Genomic DNA, 25,715 nt, shown 5'->3' on the forward strand with positions numbered 1-25,715 from the left:
CAACCAGAATATGCCGCCGCAAAGAATTCATCTGGCACGCTGAAAGAAGCCGGGTATGGAAAGCCGCCACCCCGGCCACCCTCAGGCTCCCTCATTCCCCGACCCACCCCCGATGCCTTCCTCCTTCACGCTTTCACCCCAGGATCGCGTGCTGGTCTTTGCCCCTCATCCGGATGACGAGGCCCTGGGCTGCGGCGGGCTGATCCAGCAGGCCGTGGCGCTGGGAGCGCAGGTGCGGGTCGTCTTCCAGACCGATGGCGACAACAATCCCTGGCCGCAGCGCTACGTCGAGCAGCGCTGGACCATCGACGCGTCCTGCCGCCAGCGCTGGGGCGCACGGCGGCGGCTTGAGGCGGTGCGTTCCTTGCAGACTCTCGGCCTGCCGGCGGAGGCGGCCTCCTTTTTCGGCCTGCCTGATCAGGGGCTGACCCGCCTTTCTCAGCAGAAAGACGCACGCACCCTGGAGCTGCATGTGTCCGAATTTCAGACCTTCCGCCCCACGCTTCTCGTGGTGCCCTCCCAGGATGACAACCACCCGGACCATGTAGGATCCTACGACCTCATTCAGGAGGCCATGCATCGTGCCGGGATGGACCTGCCGCAGTGGGCCTATCTCATCCACCGCCGCTGGTTCTGCCCTGAGGCAGCCGGGCTCACCCTGCAGCTCACGCTGAGGCAAAAGGCCCGCAAACTCGCGGCGATCGAGTGCCACGAAACCCAACTTTTCCTTAGCAGCTCCCGCTTTTGCGGGTATGCACGCGATCAAGAAATCTTCATTCCCTCCAACCCTGCCTGATGTCCACGCGCTCCCAATTACTCACCCTTCTCGCTCTTTGCACAGTCATGTTCTGGTGGCGTCTCGGGCATCTGCCCCTGATCGACCCCGATGAACCGTTCTACGCGGAAACCACCAAGGAAATGGTGCAAGGGAACGAATGGCTGACCCCCACTATCTTTGGCGAGCGGCAGTTTGAGAAGCCGATCTTCTTCTACTGGCAGTCGATGATCGCCATGAAGCTATTTGGCGACAACCCCTTTGCCTGCCGTGCCCCCTCCGCTGCTGCGGCCACGCTGCTGGTCTTTCTCACCTGGTGGTTTGGCCGGCGCATGTTCTCACCGCGCGCCGGTTTCTGTGCTGCCGTGGTGCTGGCCACCGGGGTGGAGTATGTGCTCATGTCGCGGCTGATGCTGACGGACATCTGTCTGGCGCTTTGCATCAGCGCCTCGGTGTTCTGCTTCTGGCTGGCCACGGAGGAGGAAGACAAACGTGACCGCTGGATGATCCTGCACTTTGTCGCCTCGGCATTTGCCATGCTGACGAAGGGGCCTGTCGGCCTGCTGGTGCCTACGATTGGCTCGATTGGCTACATCTGGCTCACGGGCAAACGCTCCCCATGGCGCGGCAAAGGTCTGTGGCTTGGCATTCTGGCCTGGCTGGCGATCGCCGGACCGTGGTATGCCGTCATGTTTCAGAAGTATGGCATGGAGTACTGGCACCGCTTCTTTGTGCATGAAAACTGGGAGCGCCTCACCAGCGCGGAGCACAAGCACAGCAACCACTGGTACTACTACCTCATGATCCTCGTCGCGGGTTCGCTGCCCTGGATTCCCCTGCTGATCGCCGCCGTGGTGCGTGCGGTGAAAGGGCTCAAAACAGACAATCGCATGCTGTTCATGGCCTGCTGGTTTGTGCCGAACCTGATCTTCTTCACCATCTGCAACAGCAAGCTGCCGACCTACACGTTCTTCTTTTTTGTGACCATCGCGCTGCTGATGGGCCACACGATGGATCAATGGATCAGCAACGGCTTCCGCAGCAAAGGGGAGCGCATTCTGGCTTCCTTCCTGGCGGTGCTGCAGACGGTGCTGGTGCTGGGCGCAGCTGCTGTGGTGTCCATGATCCTGCCGCCGAAGGAGAGCAATGTCTTCATCAAAGACCTCGTGCCGGTCATCTACACGCTGGCTGCTGTCATCAGCGTCCCGATGGTGCTCCTGCTGATGCGCCGCACGGTCGCCTGGGCGGGCTTCACCGTCATGGTGACCGCCGTCATCGTGATTGTGATGCAGTACGGTGTGGATGACAAGATCCCGATCTACACCTCCACGCGGGACATCGCCGCCAAGGCGGTGGAAGTGCGTCAGCCCGGCGAGCCGCTCGTCACTTCGAGCTTCATCGCCCGTGCGGTGACCTACTACACCGGCAAGATGCCTGAAGGCGTCATCTTCTTCCCGTCAGGTCCGGAGCATGTGCAGCCCTACTTCACCCCGCATCCTCCGCTCAAGATGGTGCGCGGCACCGATGGGCTGAACGAACTGGCCAGCAAGCAGCACAGCGTGCTTTGCATCCTCCTCTCCCACGATCTGGCTCATCTGCAGATTCCTGAATCCCCGCTCTTTGGCCGCATTGAGAAGCTGCACACGCAGGGCTCGCGGATTTTGGTGCGGATCAAGGGGGGGATTTGACGGAGGGGCGTCGGAGGAGCGGGAAGCGCATAGGCGCTGGCCCCCCATGGGCTGTGGCTGCCGGTGCCACAGCCCCGCATTTCTCCACTTCACAACTCGACAAGCAGGCGCGGTTGCGGTGTAATTCCGCTATTCCAACCTCCTGCATGCAGTCCAAGTCACGAACAGCGCCCGATATTCGCGATCACGAGACCCTACGTATCATCGGCCAAGGGGCGTTTGGGGAGGTCTGGCTGGCGCGCAGTGTCACCGGCGTGCTGCGCGCGGTGAAGGTGGTGTGGCGGGAGGACTATGACCGGCCCGACTCCTTTGAGCGCGAGTTTGAAGCGATCAAGCGCTTCGAGCCCATCTCCCGCCGCCATGAGGCCCTGGTGCCCATCCTGCAGGTGGGCCGCAATGATAACGAGGGCTTCTATTACTATGTGATGGAGCTGGCGGATGATCTGGAGACCGGTCGCGACATCCATGCCGACACCTACAAGCCCCACACGCTGGGCTTGCAGATGAAGCGGGACAAATGCGTGTCAGCCGAGCTGTGCATCAAGCTGGGCGCGACCATCGCCGAGGGGCTGGACTACCTGCACCGCAATCAGCTCATCCACCGCGACGTGAAGCCGTCGAACCTCATCTTCATCGACGGCATCTGCCGGCTGGCCGACATCGGGCTGGTGGCCCTGCTGGGACAGCGCAGTTTTGTGGGCACGGAGGGCTTTGTGGCTCCCGAAGGGCCGGGCACGGCGGCCTCGGATATTTTCTCCCTGGGCATGGTGCTGTATGAGGCGAGCACCGGGAAGGACCGCCTGGATTTTCCCGACCTGCCCTCCTGTGCGGAAACGGGCTCCAGCTTGGAGGTCTGGCGCAGACTTCAGGATGTGGTGTGCACAGCCTGTGCGCCGAAGGCGAAAGGGCGCTTTGTCAGTGCGCGGGAGATGGCGCTGGCGCTGCGCGGCGAGCCGCTGCCCTCCTCCCGCCGTTTGATGTGGTCATGGATCGCCGTCGGTTCCGTGGCGCTCCTGCTGGCGGTAGGATTTGGCATGTGGCTGGCGCAGAACCACCGGACGCGCACGCTCATGGCGGTGAACAACAGCGTGCCGCGCCTCAAGATCGTGACGACGCCGCCCGGGGCCGTGGTCTTTGCCGGTGAAGAAAAGCTGGGCGTGACGCCGCTGGAACTCAACCCCGCTGAAGGCGTGCCAGTGATCTATCAGCTGCGCCTGCCGGGCTACAAGCAGATCGAGATCGATCACATCGCGCTGGATGAAAAGCCGGCGATGTTTGACCTGAAACTGGAGCCTTCCAAGCTGCCGCAAAAGGGCGAGCGCTGGCTGAACAGTCTCGGCATGGTGTTCAAGCCCGGCCCGGGCGGGCACATGAGCGCGGAGCCGGTGGAGATGAAGTTTTTCAAGCGCTTCCTGGAGGCCACGGGGAGATCGTTTGAAGGGAAGGTGGTGCGTTTTCAGCGCGGCAAAGATCAGGAGTCGGCCTACCTCGTCGTCGTTCCTGACGGTGATGCGGAAGCCTTCCGCTACTGGCTGACGGACCGCGACCGCAGCGAGGCCTTTCTAAGCCAGGAACACCGTTATGAAGTGGAGCCGTTCTACTTTGTGGAAAGCGGGCAGGCCGCCGCCGATGACATGCCGGATGGCCGGGACATGGACAAAGGGGAGCAGAGTGAGGAAAAGAACTGGCGTGCGTTTCACCTGCGCGTGGAGCGCCAGACCTACGGCAGCGTGGTGGTGCACAGCCAGCCGGAGAAGGTACGCGTGTTTCAGCACGACCAGTTTCTGGGCGAGACGCCGCTGGAGCTGCCCCGCGTGCGCACCGGCCCCGTGGAGTTTGAATTGCGCGAGGAGGGCTTCGCGGATGTGGTGCTGGAAGGCGAGGTGCGGGAAGGGGAGCAGGCGGAACTCATCGCCGACATGCAGACGCGCAAGGCCGTTACCTTTGGCCGCCAGTGGAAGGCGAACAGCCTCGGGATGAATCTGGTGCCGCTGGGGGACGTGATGCTCTCCGCGTGGGAAACCCGCCATCGCGATTATTTGGAATTTTGCAAAGCCACCCAGTCGCGCCGCCCTGCCAGGCTGGACGGGACCATCAAGGGCGGGGGCACCATGCCCGTGGCAGGGGTGGACCGCACTGAGGCGCGGGCCTTCTGCGCCTGGCTGACGGAGCGTGAGCGCAACGCCGGGCTGATCGGCGCGAAGGATCTGTACCGCCTGCCCACGGATGAAGAATGGAGCCGTGCGGTGGGCCTGCCGCTGGAGCGCGGCTCATCCCCTGAGGAGCGCAACGGACGCATCCGCGGCATCTACCCCTGGGGCTTTGAGTGGCCGCCGCCAGAGGATGTGGACAATCTCGCCGACATGAGTGGCGCACGTAAAGCCAGCCTCGACAGCGCGATTCCTGGCTACAGCGACAAATTTCCCTTCCTCGCCCCGGTGACGGCGCTGCGCCCGAATGATCGTGGCATTTCAGGACTGGCGGGCAATGTCTCCGAATGGGTGGAAACGGATTACACACTGCAGCCACCCGCCAAACCAGGCGAGCCCGCGAAACCCGTCCTGGGCACTACACGCGGCGGCAACTGGCGCTCCGCCTCTCAGGACGAACTCCTGGCCTCAGCACGCATGCCCGTGCCGCCGGAGACACGCCGGAACACCATCGGCTTCCGCGTCGTGCTGGCGCATGGGAAGTGACGGGGGAAAGATGGGCAGAAGCCTTTGGCTCAAAATATCCAGCCATCTCTTTATGCGGGGTCCCTTCCTCAGGGAGAAAATCATCCCTTCGTCTCGCTTCGCGCATATTTTGCTCGTAGAACTTCCCGTAGCAGCCGTTATTCTTTTACCCCATCATGCAAACCGCTCTCGAAACTCCCGCTCCGGAGAAAAAGGTCGAACAGACCGAGGCTGGAAACTACTTTGTCTCCAATTATCCGCCGTTCTCATTCTGGAAGCCTGACCAGGTTCCGGTGGTGGAGGAGGTGCTGAAGCAGCCCGCCCCGGCCAACATCCCGCTGGGTGTTTATTTCCACATCCCGTTCTGCCGCAAACGCTGCCACTTCTGCTATTTCAAGGTCTACACCGACAAGAATGCGCAGGAGGTGAAGGCCTACATCGACGCCGGCATGCGCGAGATGGAGCGCTTCACCAGCCAGCCCTATCTCAAGGGGCGCAAGGCGCACTTCGTCTACTTCGGCGGCGGCACCCCCAGCTACCTGTCCGTGCCGCAGCTCAAGGATCTGACCAACCGCATGAAGGACATGATCCCCTGGGACGAGGCGGAGGAAGTGGCCTTCGAAGCTGAACCCGGCACGCTCAATGAAGTCAAGCTCACCGGCATCCGTGACATTGGCGTCACACGCCTGAGCCTCGGCGTGGAAAACTTCGACGATCATATCCTCGAATCCAACGGCCGCGCGCATCGCAGCGGCGAGATCGAGAAGGCCTACCGCTTTGCCCGCACGCTCGGCTTTGAGCACATCAACATCGACCTCATCGCGGGGATGATGAACGAGACCTGGGAGAACTGGAAGGACACCGTCAGGAAGGCCATCGCCCTGCAGCCGGATGCCGTGACGATCTACCAGATGGAGGTGCCCTACAACACCACCATGTATCAGCAGATGAAGGCCGAGGGCAAGGTCACCGCCCCTGTGGCCGACTGGCAGACCAAGCGCGACTGGGTCAGCTACGCCTTCGATGAATTCCAAAAAGACGGCTACACCGTGACCAGCGCCTACACCGTGGTGAAGGACCCCAAGCGCATCAAATTCGTCTATCGCGATTCCCTCTGGGAAGGTGCCGATCTCCTGAGCTGCGGCGTGGCCTCCTTCGGCCATCTCGGCGGGGTGCATTATCAAAATCAGGCCGATGTGGGCCCCTACATGCAGGCGGTGGATGCCGGCAAGCTGCCCATCTTCCGCGCCTACCAGACCACGGCGGAGGATCGCTTCGTGCGCGAGTTCATCCTCAAGCTCAAGCTGGGCCGCAGCGAGTTCGACTACTACGTCAAAAAGTTCGGTGAAGATCCGCGCCAGCACTTCGGGCCGCAGCTCGACTACCTGGCCAAGGAAGGCTTTGCCACGCTGGATGCGGCGGGCGTCACGCTCTCGCGCGACGGCCTGCTGCAGGTGGACCGCCTGCTGCATGATTTCTTCCTGCCGCAGCACCGCCAGTACGCCCGCTACACCTGAAGCCCTCCGACGCAACCGAACGACAACGACGGCGATGAACGAGGCACCCCGGCAGGACGAGGACATCCTGGCACCTCTCATATTCTTTTACGGCATCGGCAGCGTGCGTCCGCGCGTCACCTTTGTGGATGGCAGCGACCTCGCCGAGCAGGAGCGCGCCCTGCTGGTGCATGACAAGGACATGACCCCGCGCCTGCGGGAGTTTCATGCCAGCGAGATCGATCTGGACGTGGCCGCCCGTGCCCGCATCGGCAACTACCTCGTGCGCGCCTCCGTGCTGCACCGGCACACGGACGGCATGCCCGTGGAGTTTGGCGCCATCGGCATTCACCTGGATCTCCTGCCCGAGGAAGCGCAGAAGCTCGTCCTCGAAGGCCTCGTGCCCTTCGGGGCCATCCTGGAGCGTTACCAGGTGCCTCATTCCAGCCACCCGCGCGGCTACTTCCGCATCTCGGTGGATCAGCGCCTCGCCGACCTCCTCGGTGCCACCAGCGGCCAGATCCTCTTTGGCCGCTGCAATGAGTTGCGCCACGGCAGCGGCAGGGTGCTCGCGGATGTGGTCGAGGTGCTGCCGCGGATGGGGTAGGGCAGGGTTTCAGCGGGCTTGCGCGAGGTGTGGCAAACACCATGACGTGCGAGCGTTCTGTGCCCTCCTCACTCTTCCTCTCCACGCCGAAAAGACGTGGCTCCGTACGGTTGGTGGTCAAACCATTTGCGATTTGAGGGTAATGGGGTTGAGTTGGTCAGACCCGATTTGCGCTCTTACCCTGGTTATTTTTTGTCATGAAACGCTCCCTGTTCATTCGCCCCACCCTGACTGCCGCTTTGCTTCTGGCTGGCATTCTGCCTCTCACCGCCGCCCCCAAGGGCACCAAGGGGGTGGAGGAGTTCGACCCGCTCGCTTTCCCGGGCAAGGTCGTGGATGACGTGATCGTCCCGGTCCCGAGCGAAGTTTTCTCCGTGCTCGACAAGCTCGGCGAGCCCAACTGGAACGCGGAACTGCGCAAGCAGGACATGCCGACCACGAGCGACCGCACCAAGCTCTCCCTCCTCTTTGGCTACACCGTGGCCGAGGGCTTCGTGGCTGTGCAGGCCGAGGACAAGGAAGCCGTGAAGGACATCGGCCATGACGTCATCTCCCTGGCCAAGAGCCTCGGCCTCAGCAAATCCGTGCTGCCTCACGCCCAGGCCATCCTGGACGCGGCGGACAAGGGGAACTGGAGCGCCATCCGCAAGGAATTTGACCAGACCCAGAAGACCGTGCGCGACACGATGGAGCAGATGAAGGACATGGACCTCTCGCAGTGCGTCAGCCTCGGTGGCTGGCTGCGTGGCACGGCCTCCGTGACCTCCGTGGTGAAGAAGAGTTTTTCGGCCGACCGCGCCGAGCTGCTGAACCAGCCGATGCTGGTGGAGCACTTCGTCAACAGCATCGCCAAAATGCCCGTCAGCACCCGTGACCACGATGTGGTGAGGTCCATCCAAAAGGGCCTGGCCTCCGTGCTCGATCAGATGGAAGGCGCCGTGGATGGTTTCTCCAAGGATGCGGTCACTGACATCGGCAAAACCTGCGACAGCCTGCTGACGGAAATCCTCGCGAAAAAGTAGTCGGTGCCCTCCACCTGCATGACCTCCTCCATGGAAAGATCCCCCCAAATGAACCGCCCCTGGTCCCGCTTTCAAGTTCTCGCCGCCGCCTGCCTGCTGGTGCTGGGAGCCACGTGCGTCTATGCGACCGTGGATGAGTCCCATGACTTTGCCATGGAGGCCGCGATGCCATTTGTGGAGCAGGGCTTCATCGTGCGTGAAGACTACTGGAACGGCGAGGTGAAGAGCGGGCAGAAGCTGCAGATCACCCACCAGCTTTTCAAGGGCAACGAATACGCCTTCTGGCTCGGTACGAGCCAGGAAGGAGTCACGCTCGACATGAAGGTGTACGATGAGAAGAACCAGCCGGTGCAGATCAATGCGAAGGCGGACAAGTTCTTCATGAGCGTGCGCGTCAATCCGCCGAAGACCGGCACTTACAAGATCGTCTTTGAACTGAAGTCGAAGACGGATGCCGGCGTGCTCTGGGCGCTGGCCTATGGCTACCGCTGATGCCTGTCGAAACGCTCACGTACGAGACGCCGCAGTTCCTGCAAAAACTGATCGGCAATGACCTCGGCAGTCTGCGGCTGATCGGTGAGTCGTTTGGCGTGAACGTGACCAGCCGCGAAGGCTGGGTGCGTCTGGAGGGCGAGGCGGCCCCCATCGCGTCAGTGCGCGAGGTTTTCACCCAACTCGAAAAAGTGCGCCGCAACGGTGGCGATGTGTCTGCCGGCATGGTGCGCCTGGTGGTCGAAAGCGTGCAGCGTGAGACGGGCGATGCCCCGGCGGATGCCATCATGCAGCTCAAGCTGCTCGGCTCCGGCAAGCGCCCCCCCGTTCTGGCCAAGACGCGCGGACAGATCGCCTACGTGCAGGCCATGAGGGAAAGCGAGGTCGTCTTCGGCGTGGGGCCTGCGGGCACCGGCAAGACCTATCTCGCGATGGCCCAGGGCCTGCATTACTTGAAGGAAAAGCTCGTGCAGCGCCTGGTGCTCACCCGTCCCGCCGTGGAGGCTGGCGAGGCGCTGGGCTTTCTGCCGGGAGATCTGAAGGAGAAGATTTTCCCCTACCTGCGTCCGCTCTATGACGCCCTCTATGACATGCTGGAGCCGGAGGAGGCGGAGCGCCTCATCGAGCGCGGCAGCATCGAGATCGCGCCGCTGGCCTACATGCGCGGGCGCACGCTTAAAAATGCCTTCATCATCCTCGATGAAGCGCAGAACACGACCACCGAGCAAATGCTGATGTTCCTGACCCGTCTGGGGGAGGGGGCGCGCTGCGTGGTCACGGGAGACCCTTCCCAGATTGACCTGCGCCGCCATGTGAAGTCGGGTCTGAAGGAGGCCGTGGAGCTGCTGCAGGATGTGGAAGGCGTGCGTTTCGTGGCTTTTGCCCCGAAAGACATCGTTCGTCTGCCGGTCGTGCAGCGTATCATTGAAGCCTACCAAACGGGGCGGAGTCGTAAAAATGAGACACAATGGCCCAAACAGGCTGAAGGTGGGGGGAAAGATTCTTGTCCGAACCCCGATGTATGATAGCTTCATAGCCGTCCCCCCTATTTTTTTAACCCATGTTTGAGTCCATTCGTCGTGCCCGCTTGCAACGCGAAGGGCTTTCCTGCGGCAAAACCCGCCGAAAGCACCAGGAGGGGGATCTGCTTGATGAGATGCGCACGCATCCTGCGGGCACGGTCGGAGCCTACGTGCTGTTTTTCATTGGCATCGGCATCCTGATGCGCCTCGGCACCCAGGTGGAGGCCGGGCTGCCCGCCGTCACCTGGCTGCACATGCTCTATGCTGCGGCCATTGGTTTTGCCATGGTGGTGCATGAGCGCGTGGCGCTGCGGCATGAGATCTGTGACAACGGTGTGCTGCTGCTGGTGCTGGGCACCATCGTCACCCACCTCGCGCTGGTGGTGCTCATGCTGGATCTGTCCTTCAGCCAGAGCTGGGGCAAGACGCTCAAGGCCATCGTACTGCCGCATGCCTTTGGGCCGGTGGTGCTCTCGGTGATTCTCGGCCGGCGCATCGGCCTGTTTGGGGCCATTTACGCCACCCTCTTTGGTGTGCTGGTCTGCATTTCCATTTCAGCGCCCACTTACATGGCCACTTCGGCCCTGCTCGGCTTCACCGGAGTTCTTCTCACGAAGCGTGTGCGCCGCCGCAACCGGCTCTTCATGGCGGGGCTTTACGTCGGGCTGGTGGCCATGGCTTATTCGCTCCTGCTGCATGAGGCCGCTGGAGTGATCATGGAGGAAAAAATCGGCCGCATGGTGGGCCTGCCGCTGCTCATTGGCATCGTTACCGGCATGGCCGTGGGCGGGCTGCTGCCGGTGATGGAAAGCGTCTTCGGTGTCACCACGGATGTGTCCTGGCTGGAGCTCGGAGATTTGAACCACCCGCTCATGCGCCGCCTCAGCATCGAAGCGCCCGGCACCTACCATCACAGCCTCGTCGTTGCCAATCTCTCCGAAGCCGCAGCAGAAGCCATCGGTGCCAGCGCCAGCATGTGCCGTGTGTGCGCCTACTTCCATGACATCGGCAAGCTCAGCAAGCCGGAGTACTTCATCGAGAACATGGACCCTTCGGACAATCCGCATGAGGACCTCACCCCGCGCATGAGTGCGCTGGTCATCATCGCGCACGTCAAAGACGGCGTGGATCTGGCCATCAAGCACAACCTCAATGCACGCATCATCGACGTCATCGAGCAGCACCACGGCAACTCCCTCGCGTGGTTCTTCTACCGTCAGGCGCTGGATCAGAAAGCCGAGGTAGAGCGTCTGGTGAAAGGCGGCAAGGCCAAGGAGGACGACGTGCCGCAGGTGAGCGAGGAAACCTTCCGCTACCCAGGACCGCGTCCGCAGTTCAAGGAATCCGCCATCATCTCCCTGGCAGACGCCGTGGAGAGCGCCTCCCGCACGCTGGAAAAACCCAATGCCTCACGCATTGAGACCATGATCAACGACATCGTGCAGGCGCGCATGATGGACGGCCAGCTGGATGAGTGTGATCTCACCATCGCCGAGCTCGCCAGGATCAAGGCCAGCTTTGCCAAGACCCTGCTCAGCATGATGCACGGCCGCATCAAATATCAGAAGGCCGTTGAAGCCAGGCCTTCATCACAGCAGGCTCATGTGCGGGATGAAGCCAGACCCGTCGAGGCAAAGCCCGTGCTGGTGGGCGATGAAGAAACCGAAGCCTCGGCAAAAATCGTCGAAGCCTCCTTTTCCAGCCCTGCAGCCGAGGCCTCCGTCAAGAAGCCCCGCAGCCGTAAATCTCCCCCAGCCTCCGCCGCCTGATGCCGCTGCCGAAGCTCCGCATTTACAACCGGCAGAAAGCCCACGCCATCCCGCTGCCCTGGCTGCGGCGCATCGGCAAAGCCGCGCTGCCCGGGTGCCTCAAAGAGCTGAAATCTCCCGATGCCCCGCTGGCTTCGCTTGAAGAAATCGAGATCACGATCGTGGACGATGCCGATATCGCCCGCGTACACGCCGATTTCCTCGATGACCCCACACCCACAGACGTCATCACCTTCCACCACGGTGAGATCCTCATCAGCGCCGACACCGCTCTGCGCCAGGGCACTGAGCATGGTCAGCCCCTCGACCACGAAGTCGCCCTCTACCTTGTGCATGGCCTGATGCACCTCGCGGGCTGGGACGACCACGAGCCGGAGGAAGCGCGTGAGATGGCGCAGCGGCAGGAGGCTGTTTTGAAGGAAGCATTGGCCGCAAAGAGCCACAAAAAGGAGTGAAAATTCAGAACAGATTCTGAATCTGTTTTTTGTGAATCTTTGCGTCTTTTTGCGGCCAACGAACGCCTTACTGCTCCAGCACCTTCAGCGCATTGCGCAGCAGCGTGAGTCCGGCTTCCTGGCTCTTCTCCGGGTGGAACTGCACGGCCACGAGGTTCTTCTTCGCGATGCCGCTGATGAAGCTCACGCCGTAGTCGGTGCGGCAGAGGGCGAGCGATTCATCCTGCACGTCCGGGTAGTAGGAGTGCACAAAGTACACGTACGTGGGGTTGGGCAGACCCGACCACACGGCGGCCTGCGCGGGCTCCCACTGGGCGACGTTCCAGCCCATGTGCGGGATCTTGAGGCCGCTTGCAGGATCGAACTTTCTGACCTGGCCTTTGGCCACGCAGAGGCCTTCGACGCCGGGGGATTCCTCGCTGCTTTCAAACAGGAGCTGATAGCCGAGGCAGATGCCGAGGTAGGGCTTCTCCGCCTTCAGCCAGGCCTGCAGGGGCACCCAGAGGCCGGTCTCCTTGAGGATACGGATGGAGTCGCCAAAGGCGCCCTGGCCAGGGAAGACGAGGACATCGATGGACTCGAAGTCTTCCGGCTTGGTGACGAGGTCAGCATGGGCGCCGATGGCATCGAACGCATTCAGCACGCTGCGGAGGTTTCCGCCGCCGTAATCAAGCACTCCGAGTTTCATCACAGGATGTCTTTCGTGCTAGGGATGCCGGTGACGCGGGGATCGTGCTTCGTGGCGGCATCCAGTGCGCGGGCCAAGCCTTTGAAGATGGCTTCGGCCATGTGGTGGGCATCGCGACCACGGCGGATTTCGACGTGAAGAGTCGCCAGCAGGCTGGAGGAAAAGGCGCGGAGAAACTCCTCCACGAGCTGGTAGCTGAAACGGTTCACGCCGCCGATGGCTTCGACGCGCTCAGGCGCATGGTAGCTCAGGAAGGCGCGGCCGCTGAGGTCCATCGCCACTTCGGCCAAGGTTTCGTCCATGGGCAGAAGGAAGAAGCCGTAGCGCGTGATGCCAGCCTTGTTGCCGAGGGCTTCGCGGAAGCAGTTGCCCAGGACGATGCCGGTGTCTTCGACGGTGTGGTGGTAGTCCACCTCGATGTCGCCCACGACTTTGACCTTGAGGTCGAAGAGGCCGTGCTTGGTAAACAGCGTCAGCATGTGGTCAAAGAACGGCACTCCGGTGTCGATCTGCGATTTGCCGGACCCATCGACATTGAGCTCGATCTCAATATCCGTCTCGGCGGTTTTGCGGTGCTGCTTGGCGGTGCGGGTTTGGCTCATGAAAGGGGATGGGCAATGAACACGCGTTTCCCTGTAGTGCAACCGTCTCAGTTGCACATCAACGTGTCACGCCAGCAGGCCCCTGACCAGCTTGCCTTGAATGTCGGTGAGCCGGTAGCGGCGGCCTTGAAACTTGTAGGTGAGGCGTTCGTGATCGATGCCGAGCAGATGCATCAGCGTGGCGTGGAAGTCGTGAATGTGGAGGCCGTCTTTGACGGTGTTGTAGCCGAAGTCGTCGGTCTCGCCATAGACGGAGCCTGCCTTGATGCCGCCGCCGGCAAACCAGGCGCTGAAACAGCGGGGGTGGTGGTCGCGGCCGAAGTTGGTGCTGATTTTGCCCTGGCAGTAGGCGGTGCGGCCGAATTCGCCGCCCCAGACGACGAGGGTGTCGTCCAGCAGGCCGCGTTGTTTGAGGTCTTTGACCAACGCTGCGGCAGGTTGGTCGGTTTCTTTGCAGAGCCTGGGCAGGGCGCCGGGCAGGCCGCCGTGGTGGTCCCAGTCCTGATGGTAGAGCTGGATGAAGCGCACGCCTTTTTCGGCAAGACGCCGCGCCTGGAGGCAGTTCGCGGCAAAGGTGCCGGGGGTTTTCACATCGGGGCCGTAGCTGTCGAGAATGTGCTGCGGCTCGTCGCTGAGGTCGGTGACTTCGGGGATGCTGGTCTGCATGCGGAAGGCCATCTCGTAGTGGTCGATGCGGTTTTGGATTTCGGCATCGGGTGTTCCGGCGAACTGGTGCTCATGCAGTTCCTTGAGGCGGTCGAGCATGAGGCGGCGGCTGTCGGCGCTGACGCCTGCGGGATTGCCGAGGTAGAGCACGGGATCTTTGGCGGCGCGGAAGAGCACGCCCTGATGCTTCGTGGGCAGGAAGCCGCTGCCCCAGAGGTGAGAGCCGAGCGGCTGGCCGCCTTTGCCCTTGGTGATGAGAACGGTGAAGGAGGGCAGGTTCGCATTCTCTGCACCCAGACCGTAGCTGAGCCATGAGCCGAAGCTGGGGCGACCTGCGATCTGGGAGCCGGTTTGGAAAAACGTCACGCCGGGGCCGTGATTGATCGACTCGGTGTACATTGAGCGCACCACGCAGAGATCATTCGCGATGCTCGCGGTGTGTGGCAGAAGCTCGCTGAACCAGCCGCCCGCCTGACCATGCTGCGAGAATTTGAAGGGTGACCCCACCATGGGGATGGACGACTGATTTCCCGACATGCCGGTCAGGCGCTGGCCGCCGCGCACGGAGTCGGGAAGCTGCTCGCCGTGGCGTTTGTTGAGGAGCGGCTTGTAGTCGAAGAGGTCCAGGTGCGAAGGGCCGCCTGACATGAAGAGGTAAATGATGCGCTTGGCCTTGGGCGCGAAGTGCGTGCCGCCGAGCACGCCGTGGTCGGCGGGTTCGGAGCCCTGAGCGAGCAGCTCATTGAGCGCGATGCCGCCCAGGCCCATGCCAAAGCGATTGAGGAGAGTGCGGCGGTTTAGACTTCCTGAATAATCAGAAATTGGAACCACTGACTGACACTGACTGGCACTGATGGGATTCATGATCGGATGACTCTTGAATTATAGAACAAATCTTTTCCACTCTACGCCTTCAAGTGGCGCGAAATTGAGGAGATAACCGACGGGCATCTTGGTTAGCCGCATGTAGTTGAGAAGCTGTGCAGAATGTTCGGGCTGGAGTGCTGCCACGGCTTTCAATTCCACCACAATGGCATCGTGGGCGTAGAGATCGGGGATGTAGCGCTTCTTCAGTTCGCGACCTTTGTAAAAGATCGCGATTTCTTGTTTGGGACGAAACGGAATGCCTCGCATCTCCAGCTCGCTTTCAAAGCTCTCCTGATAAACCTCCTCCGCCAGCCCTCCTCCCGTCTCGTCATGCACTGCAAATGCTGCGCCAACGAGCAGAAAACCCTCCTTTTTATACAGCTCTTTATTCATATCTGTAAATTAGTGTCAGTCAGTGCAAGTCAGTGGTTCAAATCTCACCGCTTCACCACGCAAGCATCGTGATTTAACAAAGCCTGCGCCAGCACGGCTGCTGCAGCGGCTTCGGGTAGCGCGATGGAAGCATCACGCTTGGCATTCCCGGTTTTGAGGAGTTCTTCGGCTGCGTTGGGGGTGGCTTTGAAATGGGTGAGCTGTTCCTGGTAGAGCTGGGTGCAGATGCTGACTTCTTTGGCGTCGGGTTTGCGGCTGAGGCAGCGGAGGAAGGCGAGTTCGATCATCTTGGGGAGGTCGCTTTTCGTTTCGAGGTGGAGCTTTTCGCCGAGGACGCGGGCGGCTTCGACATACTGCACGCCGTTGAGGAGGATGAGGGCCTGGAGGGGGGAGTCGGTGCGTTCGCGTTTGGAAATGCACACGGCACGGCGTGGGGCGTCGAAGGCGACCATGGCGGGCGGAGGGCTGGTGCGGCGCCAGTTGGTGTAGAGGCTGCGGCGATAGACGGCATCGCCTGCGCTGGGGCCCATGGGCTTGAAAGCTTCGGTCATCTCATAGGGATACACGGGAGCGCCACCCATGGTGAGCTTGAGCAGGCCCGAAGCGGCGAGCGCGTTGTCGCGGATCATCTCGGCGGGCAGGCGGAAGTGCGGGCCGCGTGCGAGCCACTGATTCTCGGGATCGTCGGCCATGGTCTTTGCATCGGCGATGCTCTGCTGGAGGTACACCTTGCTCGTCACGATCTCCTGAACCAGCGCCTTCACGTTCCAGCCGTTTTGGATGAACTTCATGGCGAGGTAGTCGAGCAGCTCGGGATACAAGGGGCGCTCGCCCTGGCTGCCGAAGTCTTCGGCGGTCTTCACCAAGCCGCGTCCGAACAGGCTCTGCCAGATGCGATTGACGGTGACGCGCGCGGTGAGGGGATGATCCGGCGCGGTGAGCCACTGCGCGTAGCCGAGACGGTTCTTGGGTGCGTCTTTGGGGAAGGGGGGCAGGAAGGCGGGCGTGGCAGGGCCGACTTCGTCACCGCGTTTATCATACTCGCCACGGGTGAGGATGTAGGCCTTCTTGGGCTGCGGCAGCTCCTGCATGACCATGATTTCCTTCTGCGCATCGGCAAAGGCGGTGACTTCGGCGCGGGCGGCTTTGAGTTCAGCCAGCAGCGGTTCCCGCTTGGCGTCAAAGGGCAGGGAGAGATCGCGATTGAAGATGCGCAGGTCATCGACGAGCCCGCTTTTAAAGCCGCGATCGCGCATGCGCTCGCCGAGGCTGATGTTGTCGTGGCCACCTCCAGTGATGTTCTTGGTGAGGTGGTCCTTGATGATGTCCACCGGCGCGATTTTTCCATTGATGTAAATCTTCAGGCCGGAGGCGCGGCTGCTGCCGTCATTCGTCACGATGACCTGCGTCCACTCATTGAGCGGCACTTTGGCCTGGGTGCGGATGGAGATGGCATTGCCGGGCCAGAAGTGAATGAGGGACCACTTGATGCGGCCGTTTTCGATGAGGAGTTCGTAGCCACGGCTGGCAGCATCTGTCCATGCCTGAGAGCGATGCAGGACCACGGCGCGATCTTTGTCATCGGGTGTCTGCAGCCAGAGCGAGATGCTGAAAGGATCGTGGCGCTGGAAGTTTCCGAGCGGTGTGTCCACGGCGTCATCGCCGGTGAACTGGATGGCGTTGCCGAGCTTTCCAGAGACGAGTTTGTTTTCGCCTTTGAGGATCGCCTCGGGGCCGGGAGGCGGAGCCTTGGCGTCTTTCTTTTTCTGCGCGGGTGTTTTGTCTTTTGCGTCTGCGGCGACCTTGGGCTGCGGAGGTGCGGGCGGTGGAGCAGGATGGAGGGAGTCGGCGAGTTTGTTGCCTTTGAGTTCATCAAAGGTGAAGTGGGCGATCTGGCCTTCAAGGGATGTGGGGACGCCATCGCGGAGTTCCAAAGCGGTGGCGGGAATGCCGGCGTTGCTCAGTTTCTTTTCCAGTGCGGTGACCTTCGCATTCAGCGCGGCCAGCTTCTCTTTCGCAGGCGCATCCATCATCATCATGGCCGGAGTGGGCGGCGAGGGCGTGAAGTAGGAGTAGAGGCCCGCTTCGTCGATGTTTTGCAGCATGGAGAAGAGGCCGTAATAATCCTTCTGCGTCACGGGGTCATACTTATGATCGTGACAGCGTGAGCATTCAAAGGTGAGGCCGAGGAAGGCGGTGGCCACGGTCTGCGCGCGGTCCACCACATACTCCACGCGGTACTCCTCCTCCACGCTGCCGCCTTCGCTTTCCTGCTGGTGCAGGCGGTTGAATGCGGTGGCGAGGATTTGCTCGTCGGTGGGATTGGGGAGCAGATCGCCTGCGAGCTGCCAGGTGATGAATTGATTGAAGGGGAGGTTTTCGTTGTAGGCTTTCACGACCCAGTCGCGCCAGGGCCAGACGTCGCGTTCGCGATCGACTTGGAAGCCGTAGCTGTCGGCGTAGCGTGCCTGATCGAGCCAGTCCACGGCCATGCGTTCGCCGTAATGCGGTGACGCCAGCAGGCGGGTGACTAGATGCTGGATGGCTGATGCTGGATCAAACTGATGCGCGGTGACGAAGGCGCTGATTTCTTCGGGGGAGGGCGGCAGGCCGGTGAGGTCGAAGCTCAGACGGCGGATGAGGGTTTCGGGAGCGGCCTCGGGCTGGAGTTTCAGACTGCGCTCTGCGAGTTCGGCGCTGACGATTTTGTCGATGCTTTGGTTTTGGGTGGCCTCGGGTTTGAGAGGAATGAAGGACCAGTGGGCTTCATACTCGGCGCCTTCATTGATCCATTGCTTCAAGATGGCGACCTCATCCGGCGTCAGATCGGCGAGCTTGGACTTGGCTGGTGGCATGTGGTCATCGGCATCGGTGGTGAGGATGCGCTGGATCATCTCGCTCACTTCCGCTTTGCCGGGCAGGAAGGCTTTGGCTTCGACAGCGGCATCGCGCACATCAAGGCGCAGATCGCCTTCACGCTTCTTGGGGTCGGGGCCGTGGCAGAAGAAGCACTTGTCCGAGAGGATGGGGCGCACATCGCGATTGAACTTCACCTTGGCGGGGGCTGCCGGGAGCAGGGCGGGGAAGGTGAGAAGGATGAGGAGGAGACGGTGCATGAGGGAGATGGGAAAACTTTGAACGTTCAACATTGAACATTGAATTCCAGAGGGCAGGCAGGGGCGTGGTAGGGTGGAATAACAAACGCGGTGGGTCTGTGCCTCTTTATGGATGAATTGTATCTTATTCTGCGGAGGCGGTGTGAATAGCTGGTAAATGTGACGTGGATCGGCGTATCTGATTTCAGATAGAGTATGTCGAGTCGTCGCAAATACCTGAACTACACCACGCCGTGGGGCGTGGATCTTGCGCGTGTGGCGCAGTCAGGATGGACGCCGTTTTTGATTCATGAAAGCGGGTATCAGCCGGCGCTGGAGAACTGGAATCACACGGGAGTCGATTCACCGTTCTGGCGTTTCTATTACAACTCAAAGCCGGGCTGCCATCTGATGTTTGAAGGGAGCAAGATCCCCCTGGGGCCGAAGTGCGCGGTGCTGATTCCGGCGGACACGGTCTTTGACTGCTGCGGCCCGGTGAAGGCGAGCCACTTCTGGCTGCACTTTACGACGGCGCGGCCGGGTGTGTCCATGCCGGCCAGGCCGATGGTGATCGCGGTGGATGACATGCTGCGTGCGATGCTGGGGCATTTGATTGAGACGCATCGGGAGGCAGCCGGAGAGCTGCGGGATCATCGCCTGCACCATCTCAGCGCTGCCCTGCTGCATACGGTCTTCGCTGCCCTGGAAACGGAAGCCCCGCCGGTGATGCCGGAGCGGCTGGTGGAGGTGCTGGCACTCATCGCGCGTGCGCCGCATTGGAAGCTGACGAATCCCTTTCTGGCGGAGCGTGCGGGGATGAGCGTGGAGCGCTTCATCCGGGCTTTTCGTGAGCACACCGGGCAGACGCCGGCGGTGCATGTGCTGCGGACGCGGGTGCGTTTGGCGGGGGAGGCGCTGGCGCTGACGGACAAGACGATCGACCAGATCGCCGTGGAGTTTGGGTTTCCGAACCGGCACTACTTCAGCCGGATGTTTGCGCGGCAGGTGGGGTGTGGACCGGGGGAGTTTCGAGCGCGGCAGAGAGTGCGGAAGGATGGGTGAACTGAGCTGAAGTCTGAAACCCCGACAGAGGAACGCCGATGCGGTGAGCGAACTGGAGCGTGTGGCGGGACTGTGAGATCGAGGACGAGTTCGAGTAGGAGGACGAGAAGTGAGTGCTCGAAGTTTTGCAGGCTCTTAGTGCTTCCGAGAGGAGGAGTATGAGTAGGAGGAAGAGGAGGATGTGACTACGCCAGCACACCCTTCACCACATTCCCGGCGATGCCGGTGAGGCGCATGTCGAGTCCCTGGAACTTGTAGTTGAGGCGCTCGTGGTTGATGCCGAGGAGGTGCATGAGGGTGGCGTTGAGATCGTGCACATGCACGGGGTCGCGGACGATGTTGTAGCTGTAGTCGTCGGTTTCGCCGTAGGTGGTGCCTTTCTTCACGCCGCCTCCGGCCATGAAAAGGGAGTAGCAGCGCGGGTGGTGGTCACGGCCGTAGTTCGTGGCGGTGAGGGTGCCCTGGGAGTAGATGGTGCGGCCAAATTCTCCGCCCCAGACGATGAGGGTGTCATCGAGCAGGCCGCGCTGTTTCAAATCTTTGATCAGGGCGGTGGTGGGCTGGTCGGTGTCGCGGCACTGGCCGCGGATGGCAGCGGGCAGGCCGCCGTGATGATCCCAGCCCATGTGGAAGAGCTGGATGCAGCGCACATCACGCTCGGCGAGCCGGCGTGCGAGCAGGCAGTTCGCGGCGAAGGTGCCGGGCTTTTTGACGTCGGGGCCGTAGCTGTCGATGATGTGCTGCGGCTCTTTGGAGGTGTCCACCAGATCGGGCACGCTCATCTGCATACGAAATGCCATTTCATACTGGGAGATGCGTGTGGCGGTTTCGGGATCGCCGAAGGATTCGAAGTCGCGCTGATTCAGAGCGGCGAGTTCATCGAGCATCTGGCGGCGCATGGGGCGGTCCACGCCGGCGGGATTGGAGAGGTAGAGGACGGGGTCGCCGGCATTGCGGAAGCGCACGCCCTGATGCTGCGTGGGCAGGAAGCCGCTGCCCCAGAGACGGTCGTAGAGCGGCTGGTCATCGCGACGGCCCGTGCCGAAGGAGGTCATGACCACGTAGGCGGGCAGATCGCGATTCGCACTCCCGAGGCCGTAGCTGAGCCAGGCTCCGATGCTGGGCCTGCCTGCGAGCTGCGAGCCCGTCTGGCAGAAGGTGATGGCGGGGTCGTGATTGATCGCCTCCGTGAACATGGAGCGAATCACGCACATCTCGTCCGCCACGGTGGAGAGATGCGGGAAGAGCTCGCTAAGCCAGATGCCGCCCTGGCCGTGCTGCGCGAATTTGAAAATCGATGGCGCAACCGGGAAGGCCTTCTGGCCTGAGGTCATGGTGGTGAGGCGCTGCCCTTGCCGGATGCTGGCGGGCAGATCCTCGGCGCGGTGCTTTTCCATCTGCGGCTTGGGATCGAAGAGATCCATCTGCGAGGGCGCGCCGGATTGGAAGAGGTAGATGATGCGCTTGGCCTTGGGCGCGAAGTTGGGGAAGTAACGCGCGGGCTGTGCAGCGGCAGCTTCGTCCTGAAGGAGTGAACCGAGAGCGGCAGCACCGATGGCGGCGGAGGAGTTCTTGAGGAAGATGCGGCGGTTGAGCCGGTCCTGAAGTTGAAGAGAAGGATTCATATCAGTCACGGGTGATGACGCGGTCGAGGTTGAGAAGCACGGATGCCGTGGTGGTATAAGCGGCGAGTTCGGTGGGATTGAGAGAGGCGTCGGCCTTGGTGGCGCCCTGGGTGATGAGGGCGGTGGCTTCGGCGGGCTTCGCCTGGAATTCCGTGATGCGTTTCTGCACACCGGCCACGAGCTGCTTGAGCGCGGCAGGCTCGATGTTGCGGGAGGTGGCGCGCTGGTAGCCGTAGGCGATACGCTGCTCCGGCGTGGCGCCGCCGTGCTGCATCATCTGCTGCGCGAGGCCGCGTGCGGCTTCGACGAAGGTGACTTCATTGAGCAATGAGAGCGCCTGCAGCGGGGTGTTGGTGCGGCTGCGTTTCACCGTGCAGATTTCGCGCGTGGGCGCATCAAAGAGCAGCATGGTGGGCGGTGCGGCGGTGCGTTTCCAGATGGTGTAGAAGCTGCGGCGGTACAGGCCTTCGCCGGTATCCGCCTTGTAGCCGCGCAGGTCGCCATATTTGCTGGTATCATCCCACACACCATCGGGCATGTAGGGCTTCACGCTGGGGCCGCCGATTTTGGGCACCAGCAATCCGGCGACGGCGAGTGCCTGATCACGCACGACCTCGCCGGGAAGGCGAAAGCGCGGGCCACGTGCGAGGAGTCGGTTCTCAGGATCTTTTTCGAGCAGCGCGGGCGTGAGCTTGGAAGACTGCCGATAGGTGGCGCTCATGACGATGAGCTTCTGCATGGCCTTCATGTCCCAGCCGCAGCGGATGAACTCGGTGGCGAGCCAGTCGAGCAGCTCCGGATGCACAGGATACTCCGACTGCGTGCCGAGATTCTCGGTGGATTTGGACAAGCCGTAGCCGAAGAATTTTTCCCACGCGCGATTTACCCACACGCGGGCGGTCAGAGGATTTTCAGGCGAGACGATCCACTGCGCGAGGCCGAGGCGATTGCCTGGCGCATTCTTCGGCATGGGAGGAAGCACGGCGGGGGTGACCATGCTGACCTTGTCGCCGGGCTTGTCATACTCGCCGCGTTTGAGGACGAAGGCATCGCGCACGGGGCCTTCTTTCATGACCATCACGGAGGGGACGGTGCGCTCGTATTTCTCCAGCTCCGCCTTGGCTGCGGCGAGTGCGTAGTCGGCATCACGCAGGGGGCTGTCCACACTGGCGCGGAAGTATTTCTCCAGTTCGCTGCGCTGCTGGGGCGTGCGGTTTTCAGTGGGTATCTTCATCACGGCCAGCACGGCGGCAGGTGGGCCGCCGGTGCCGTCGAGGCTGGCGAGCGCGGGCTCTGCATCGGTGGTGGAAAGGCGGAAGCGCCCCACATTGTGTCCGGCAAAAGTGGACTGATGCAGCATGCGGACGGTCAGCGTTGCACCGGCGGGAACGTGCACGGCTTTGTCCACGATGAACATGGCATTGCGCTCCACGCGTTTCTTGGGGTCGTTGCCGTCGATGGCCCAGCCATTCTTGGGATTATTGTCGAGCAGCAGCTTCACATCGTAGCCTTTTTGCGAGTAGTCCGCTTCAGCGCGGGCAAAGGTGATTTTCACCGGCTGCTTCAAACTGGGCGCGCTGATTTCGCCCTCGATGCCGGTGAGCACGAAGTTGCCGTTGGAGGCGCGGCCCAGGCTTTGATTGGGCAGCGCAGGGTCTGGCAGCGCCTCCAGCAGCACGCCGGTGAAGCTGCCCTCGGCGAGCGGCGCGGTGATGGTGTAGGTGTCGGAGTTGGGATTACGCCCTCCCGCGATCCAGGAGGCATCCTCCAGCTTTCGCAAGGATGCACCGCCCTGAGACCTGGCTTCTGTGATGGGCAGAACTTCCCACATCGGCTTCTTCGCGGTGTCGGGGTTTTCCATGTCAGCCTCCCAGCTGGCCACGAGGTTGGGAAGCTGGAGCTGGGTCTCGGTGACTTTGGACTGGGCGGTCTCGATCTTTTTGCGAAGCAGGGCGAGCTGCTTTTCCTCCTCGGCGTCCGGCACGGAGATGACAGGATCGGAATTGCCGCCGCTGCGGTTTGAGCTGCCCTGAATGGTGCCGCTCTCGGTGATGTTGTTGAAGAAGGCGAAGAAGGAATAGAAGTCCTTTTGCGAGAAGGGATCATACTTGTGGTCGTGACAACGGCAGCAGTTCAGCGTGAGGCCAAGCCAGGTGAAGCTGGTCGTTTCCACGCGGTCGATGATGTTTTCGATGCGCCATTCCTCCGCGATGATGCCGCCTTCGCCATTGAGGCGGTGATTGCGATTGAAGCCGGTGGCGACGATTTGATCACGCGTGGCATTGGGCAGCAGATCGCCGCCGATTTGTTCGAGAGTGAACTGGTCGAAAGGCTTGTTGTCGTTGAAGGCCTTGATGACCCAGTCGCGCCAGGGCCACATGGAGCGGCTGCTGTCCGTCTGGAAGCCGTGGCTGTCGGCGAAGCGTGCGAAGTCGAGCCACTGCATGGCCATGCGCTCGCCGTAGTGCTCGGATTTGAGCAGGCGATCCACCACCTTTTCATAGGCCTGCGGAGATGTGTCTTTTTCAAACGCGGCGATCTCTTCGGGGGTGGGTGGCAGGCCGGTGAGATCGAGTGTGACTCGGCGCAGCAGTGTGGCGGGATCTGCCTCGGGTGAGGTGTGGAGCTTTTCTTCCTGCAGGCGCGCGGCGATGAAGGAATCAATGGGATTGCGAATGGTGAACGTGGGATCCGTGATTTTTGGCTCAGGTGCGCGCTCGGGTTTGAGGAAGGCCCAGTGGCCCTGATACTCGGCGCCTTCGCTAATCCATTGGCGGAGGATGGCTTTCTCCTCGGCGGTGAGAGGCTTGCCGTCTTTGTCGGGTGGCATCACGTCGTCATCGTCGTGCGGCAATTCGACGCGTGCGATGAGCTGGCTCAGCTCGGGCTTGCCGGGGACGAGGGCGATGTCGCCAGACTTGGCGGGCTTGATGGCGGAGTCGCGCAGATCAAGGCGGAGGTCGCCTTTGCGATGGCCGGCATCCGTGCCGTGGCAATGAAAGCACTTCTCATTGAGGATGGGCCGCACATCACGGTTGTATTTCAGTTTGGCGGAATCCGCCGCGTGCAATGCAGGGAGGGCCAGGAGGAAGAGAAGAGCGCGGCACATGGGTTGGACGATAGTGTTGATGCTAACGTCCGTGGGGCCATGCCTTTTAGTGGGTTTGTTATGCCCAATTCTGCTCAGCCCGCCATCTGGTCCGCGATCTCCTCCGCCGGATATGTCCAGATTTCACTCAGCGTCGGGTGGTAGTGCGGGATGGCCATGAACTGCTGCACGGTGGATTTGAAGTTCATGGCGATGACGACTTCATGGATCAACTCGGTGGCTTCGGGGCCGACGACGCAGGCACCGAGGATCTCGCCGGTTTCTTTGTGGGCGAGCATCTTCACGAAGCCGGCGGTTTCGCCCATGACCATGGATTTGCCGTGGTCGTTGAAGGGATAGCAGGCTTCGAGGAAGGGGATCTTTTTCCCCTTGAGTTTCTCGGTGGTGGCACCGACCACGGCGACCTGCGGGTGCGAAAACACGCCGAAGAGCGTGAGCCGGTAGTCGATGGCTTCATCGGCGGTTTTGCCTTGGATGAGCTTCGCGGCATTGCGTGCGGCGATCTCGCCCTGCTGGATGGCGATGTGCACGACATCGAGCGGGCTGCACACATCGCCAGCGGCGAAGATGTTCGGCTGGGAGGTCTGCAGGCGGTCGTTGACGATGACCTTGGATTTGTGCAGGGCGACTTTGGCGGCATCCAGCGCGAGGCTCTTCGTGGCGGGCACGCGGCCCATGGCAAGGAGGATTTCATCGACGAGGATGGCGTGCGTGTGGCCGGACTCGGTGAACGAGATGCGCTTGCGGCCTTCGTGGGTGGAGACGGCGCTGAGGTGGGTGCCGAGGTGGACCTTCATGCCGCGCTCGGTGTAAGCTTTGGCAATCACATCGCTGCATTCGCGATCGAGGCCGGTGAGGAGTTGGGTGTTGCGCTGGATGAGCGTGACGCCGCAGCCCATGGCTTCGAGGTAGTGCGCCATTTCGAGGGCGATGGCACCGCCACCGAGGACGGCGATGGTTTTGGGAAGTGTGTCGGCATCGAGTACGTCATCGCTGGTCCAGAAGCCGGTTTCGGCAAGGCCGGGGACGTTTGGCACCATGACTTCAGAACCCGTGGCGATGCAGAAGCTGCGGGCGGTGGCTTGGAAGGAGGCGGAGCCATCGCGCGGGAGGACTTCCACGGTGTGGGCGTCGATGAAGCGGGCGTGGCCGCGATAGAGAGTGAAGCGCCCGTCTTCGAGCTGGCCTTGCCGATACCCGGCGAAGTCGGCGATGAGGGTGCGCTTGCGATCGCGGATGGTGCGGACATTCACGCCGTGAGACGTGGCCTTCAGACCGAACTCCTCCGCGTGGCGGATGTGAAGCTGGCGGTTGGCGGATTCGATGAGCGTCTTGCTGGGCATGCAGCCGCGCAGGATGCATAGGCCGCCGAGTTCCTCTGCGCCGTCGATGACGGCAACACGGAGGCCGGCGCTGTGGGCGGTGCGGGCCGCTGCGTAGCCGCCGCTGCCGCCGCCGATGACGATGAAATCGAAAGAGTGTTCTGACATGAGGAGAAGTGCAGGGGGGGAGGTGATGTGCAAGCTGGGGACTTGGTACGTTTACGAATGATGAAGCGGCGAATACGCTCGTTAACGCGACAGTTTCGTGGGGACAAAACGAAGATG

General features: G+C 61.8%; 19 protein-coding genes. 11 read left to right on the forward strand and 8 right to left on the reverse strand.

Features of this window, described 5'->3' with window-relative positions:
• Window positions 1-112: 112 nt before the first annotated feature.
• From ACILSL_RS02760 to ybeY, 10 genes are all read left to right on the forward strand, one after another.
• On the forward strand, window positions 113-796 hold the full coding sequence (locus ACILSL_RS02760) for a PIG-L deacetylase family protein (protein WP_395730470.1): 684 nt from the start codon (window positions 113-115) through the stop codon (window positions 794-796).
• Complete coding sequence (locus ACILSL_RS02765) at window positions 796-2,463, forward strand: ArnT family glycosyltransferase (protein ID WP_395730471.1); 1,668 nt, start codon at window positions 796-798, stop codon at window positions 2,461-2,463. The genes ACILSL_RS02760 and ACILSL_RS02765 overlap by 1 nt, the downstream gene beginning before the upstream one ends.
• 146 nt (window positions 2,464-2,609) lie before the next feature.
• Window positions 2,610-5,159, forward strand: a complete 2,550-nt coding sequence (locus tag ACILSL_RS02770) for a protein kinase domain-containing protein (RefSeq protein WP_395730472.1) — start codon at window positions 2,610-2,612, stop codon at window positions 5,157-5,159.
• A gap of 155 nt (window positions 5,160-5,314) precedes the next feature.
• Entirely contained in the window at window positions 5,315-6,655 is a 1,341-nt protein-coding gene (locus tag ACILSL_RS02775; RefSeq protein WP_395730473.1) for a coproporphyrinogen-III oxidase family protein, read from the forward strand.
• Window positions 6,656-6,689: 34 nt separating this feature from the next.
• Window positions 6,690-7,241, forward strand: coding sequence for a hypothetical protein (locus tag ACILSL_RS02780; protein ID WP_395730474.1), 552 nt, complete (start codon window positions 6,690-6,692; stop codon window positions 7,239-7,241).
• Window positions 7,242-7,438: 197 nt separating this feature from the next.
• Complete coding sequence (locus tag ACILSL_RS02785; RefSeq protein WP_395730475.1) at window positions 7,439-8,263, forward strand: hypothetical protein; 825 nt, start codon at window positions 7,439-7,441, stop codon at window positions 8,261-8,263.
• 48 nt (window positions 8,264-8,311) lie between these two features.
• Window positions 8,312-8,755 carry a hypothetical protein gene (locus ACILSL_RS02790; protein ID WP_395730476.1) on the forward strand — a complete coding sequence of 148 codons (444 nt, stop codon included), beginning with the start codon at window positions 8,312-8,314 and terminating at the stop codon, window positions 8,753-8,755.
• On the forward strand, window positions 8,755-9,780 hold the full coding sequence (locus ACILSL_RS02795) for a PhoH family protein (protein WP_395730477.1): 1,026 nt from the start codon (window positions 8,755-8,757) through the stop codon (window positions 9,778-9,780). The genes ACILSL_RS02790 and ACILSL_RS02795 overlap by 1 nt, the downstream gene beginning before the upstream one ends.
• A 35-nt stretch (window positions 9,781-9,815) precedes the next feature.
• The gene (locus tag ACILSL_RS02800; protein WP_395730478.1) at window positions 9,816-11,546 is read left to right on the forward strand and encodes an HDIG domain-containing metalloprotein; all 1,731 of its coding nucleotides are present in this window, start codon (window positions 9,816-9,818) and stop codon (window positions 11,544-11,546) included.
• The gene (gene ybeY / locus ACILSL_RS02805; RefSeq protein WP_395730479.1) at window positions 11,546-12,001 is read left to right on the forward strand and encodes an rRNA maturation RNase YbeY; all 456 of its coding nucleotides are present in this window, start codon (window positions 11,546-11,548) and stop codon (window positions 11,999-12,001) included. Before ACILSL_RS02800 ends, ybeY begins: the two co-directional genes overlap by 1 nt.
• A 67-nt stretch (window positions 12,002-12,068) precedes the next feature.
• Here the strand turns inward: ybeY and hisH are convergent, their stop codons facing one another.
• The 5 genes from hisH to ACILSL_RS02830 all read right to left on the reverse strand — a co-directional run bounded on the left by hisH (window position 12,069) and on the right by ACILSL_RS02830 (window position 18,333).
• Complete coding sequence (hisH, locus tag ACILSL_RS02810; RefSeq protein ID WP_395730480.1) at window positions 12,069-12,689, reverse strand: imidazole glycerol phosphate synthase subunit HisH; 621 nt, start codon at window positions 12,687-12,689, stop codon at window positions 12,069-12,071.
• Entirely contained in the window at window positions 12,689-13,291 is a 603-nt protein-coding gene (hisB, locus tag ACILSL_RS02815) for an imidazoleglycerol-phosphate dehydratase HisB (RefSeq protein ID WP_395730481.1), read from the reverse strand. The genes hisH and hisB overlap by 1 nt, the downstream gene beginning before the upstream one ends.
• Window positions 13,292-13,357: 66 nt before the next feature.
• Window positions 13,358-14,725 carry a DUF1501 domain-containing protein gene (locus tag ACILSL_RS02820; RefSeq protein ID WP_395730662.1) on the reverse strand — a complete coding sequence of 456 codons (1,368 nt, stop codon included), beginning with the start codon at window positions 14,723-14,725 and terminating at the stop codon, window positions 13,358-13,360.
• A 114-nt stretch (window positions 14,726-14,839) separates the two neighbouring features.
• Window positions 14,840-15,217, reverse strand: a complete 378-nt coding sequence (locus ACILSL_RS02825) for a GxxExxY protein (RefSeq protein WP_395730482.1) — start codon at window positions 15,215-15,217, stop codon at window positions 14,840-14,842.
• A gap of 44 nt (window positions 15,218-15,261) precedes the next feature.
• A complete protein-coding gene (locus ACILSL_RS02830) occupies window positions 15,262-18,333 on the reverse strand; it encodes a DUF1553 domain-containing protein (protein WP_395730483.1) in 3,072 nt (1,023 codons plus the stop codon).
• Window positions 18,334-18,528: 195 nt separating this feature from the next.
• Between ACILSL_RS02830 and ACILSL_RS02835 the strand changes: the two genes are divergently transcribed.
• On the forward strand, window positions 18,529-19,374 hold the full coding sequence (locus ACILSL_RS02835; protein ID WP_395730484.1) for a helix-turn-helix domain-containing protein: 846 nt from the start codon (window positions 18,529-18,531) through the stop codon (window positions 19,372-19,374).
• 185 nt (window positions 19,375-19,559) lie between these two features.
• Here ACILSL_RS02835 and ACILSL_RS02840 read toward each other — a convergent pair whose 3' ends face one another.
• The 3 genes from ACILSL_RS02840 to ACILSL_RS02850 form a co-directional block, all read right to left on the reverse strand.
• Entirely contained in the window at window positions 19,560-20,999 is a 1,440-nt protein-coding gene (locus tag ACILSL_RS02840) for a DUF1501 domain-containing protein (RefSeq protein ID WP_395730485.1), read from the reverse strand.
• 1 nt (window position 21,000) lies between these two features.
• Window positions 21,001-24,108: a PSD1 and planctomycete cytochrome C domain-containing protein gene (locus ACILSL_RS02845; RefSeq protein ID WP_395730486.1), complete on the reverse strand. Its 3,108-nt coding sequence runs from the start codon at window positions 24,106-24,108 to the stop codon at window positions 21,001-21,003.
• Window positions 24,109-24,182: 74 nt separating this feature from the next.
• Window positions 24,183-25,598: a dihydrolipoyl dehydrogenase family protein gene (locus tag ACILSL_RS02850; RefSeq protein WP_395730487.1), complete on the reverse strand. Its 1,416-nt coding sequence runs from the start codon at window positions 25,596-25,598 to the stop codon at window positions 24,183-24,185.
• Window positions 25,599-25,715: the final 117 nt, after the last annotated feature.

Source organism: Prosthecobacter sp. (assembly GCF_044222345.1).
Taxonomy (GTDB): Bacteria; Verrucomicrobiota; Verrucomicrobiia; order Verrucomicrobiales; family Verrucomicrobiaceae; genus Prosthecobacter.

Bases quoted from the DNA above. Each gene is read 5' to 3' on its own strand.
- ACILSL_RS02760 (WP_395730470.1), top strand. From the start codon at position 113: ATGCCTTCCTCCTTCACGCTTTCACCCCAGGATCGCGTGCTGGTCTTT.
- ACILSL_RS02765 (WP_395730471.1), top strand. From the start codon at position 796: ATGTCCACGCGCTCCCAATTACTCACCCTTCTCGCTCTTTGCACAGTC.
- ACILSL_RS02770 (WP_395730472.1), top strand. From the start codon at position 2,610: ATGCAGTCCAAGTCACGAACAGCGCCCGATATTCGCGATCACGAGACC.
- ACILSL_RS02775 (WP_395730473.1), top strand. From the start codon at position 5,315: ATGCAAACCGCTCTCGAAACTCCCGCTCCGGAGAAAAAGGTCGAACAG.
- ACILSL_RS02780 (WP_395730474.1), top strand. From the start codon at position 6,690: ATGAACGAGGCACCCCGGCAGGACGAGGACATCCTGGCACCTCTCATA.
- ACILSL_RS02785 (WP_395730475.1), top strand. From the start codon at position 7,439: ATGAAACGCTCCCTGTTCATTCGCCCCACCCTGACTGCCGCTTTGCTT.
- ACILSL_RS02790 (WP_395730476.1), top strand. From the start codon at position 8,312: ATGAACCGCCCCTGGTCCCGCTTTCAAGTTCTCGCCGCCGCCTGCCTG.
- ACILSL_RS02795 (WP_395730477.1), top strand. From the start codon at position 8,755: ATGCCTGTCGAAACGCTCACGTACGAGACGCCGCAGTTCCTGCAAAAA.
- ACILSL_RS02800 (WP_395730478.1), top strand. From the start codon at position 9,816: ATGTTTGAGTCCATTCGTCGTGCCCGCTTGCAACGCGAAGGGCTTTCC.
- ybeY (WP_395730479.1), top strand. From the start codon at position 11,546: ATGCCGCTGCCGAAGCTCCGCATTTACAACCGGCAGAAAGCCCACGCC.
- hisH (WP_395730480.1), bottom strand. From the start codon at position 12,689: ATGAAACTCGGAGTGCTTGATTACGGCGGCGGAAACCTCCGCAGCGTG.
- hisB (WP_395730481.1), bottom strand. From the start codon at position 13,291: ATGAGCCAAACCCGCACCGCCAAGCAGCACCGCAAAACCGCCGAGACG.
- ACILSL_RS02820 (WP_395730662.1), bottom strand. From the start codon at position 14,725: ATGGGCCTGGGCGGCATCGCGCTCAATGAGCTGCTCGCTCAGGGCTCC.
- ACILSL_RS02825 (WP_395730482.1), bottom strand. From the start codon at position 15,217: ATGAATAAAGAGCTGTATAAAAAGGAGGGTTTTCTGCTCGTTGGCGCA.
- ACILSL_RS02830 (WP_395730483.1), bottom strand. From the start codon at position 18,333: ATGCACCGTCTCCTCCTCATCCTTCTCACCTTCCCCGCCCTGCTCCCG.
- ACILSL_RS02835 (WP_395730484.1), top strand. From the start codon at position 18,529: ATGTCGAGTCGTCGCAAATACCTGAACTACACCACGCCGTGGGGCGTG.
- ACILSL_RS02840 (WP_395730485.1), bottom strand. From the start codon at position 20,999: ATGAATCCTTCTCTTCAACTTCAGGACCGGCTCAACCGCCGCATCTTC.
- ACILSL_RS02845 (WP_395730486.1), bottom strand. From the start codon at position 24,108: ATGTGCCGCGCTCTTCTCTTCCTCCTGGCCCTCCCTGCATTGCACGCG.
- ACILSL_RS02850 (WP_395730487.1), bottom strand. From the start codon at position 25,598: ATGTCAGAACACTCTTTCGATTTCATCGTCATCGGCGGCGGCAGCGGC.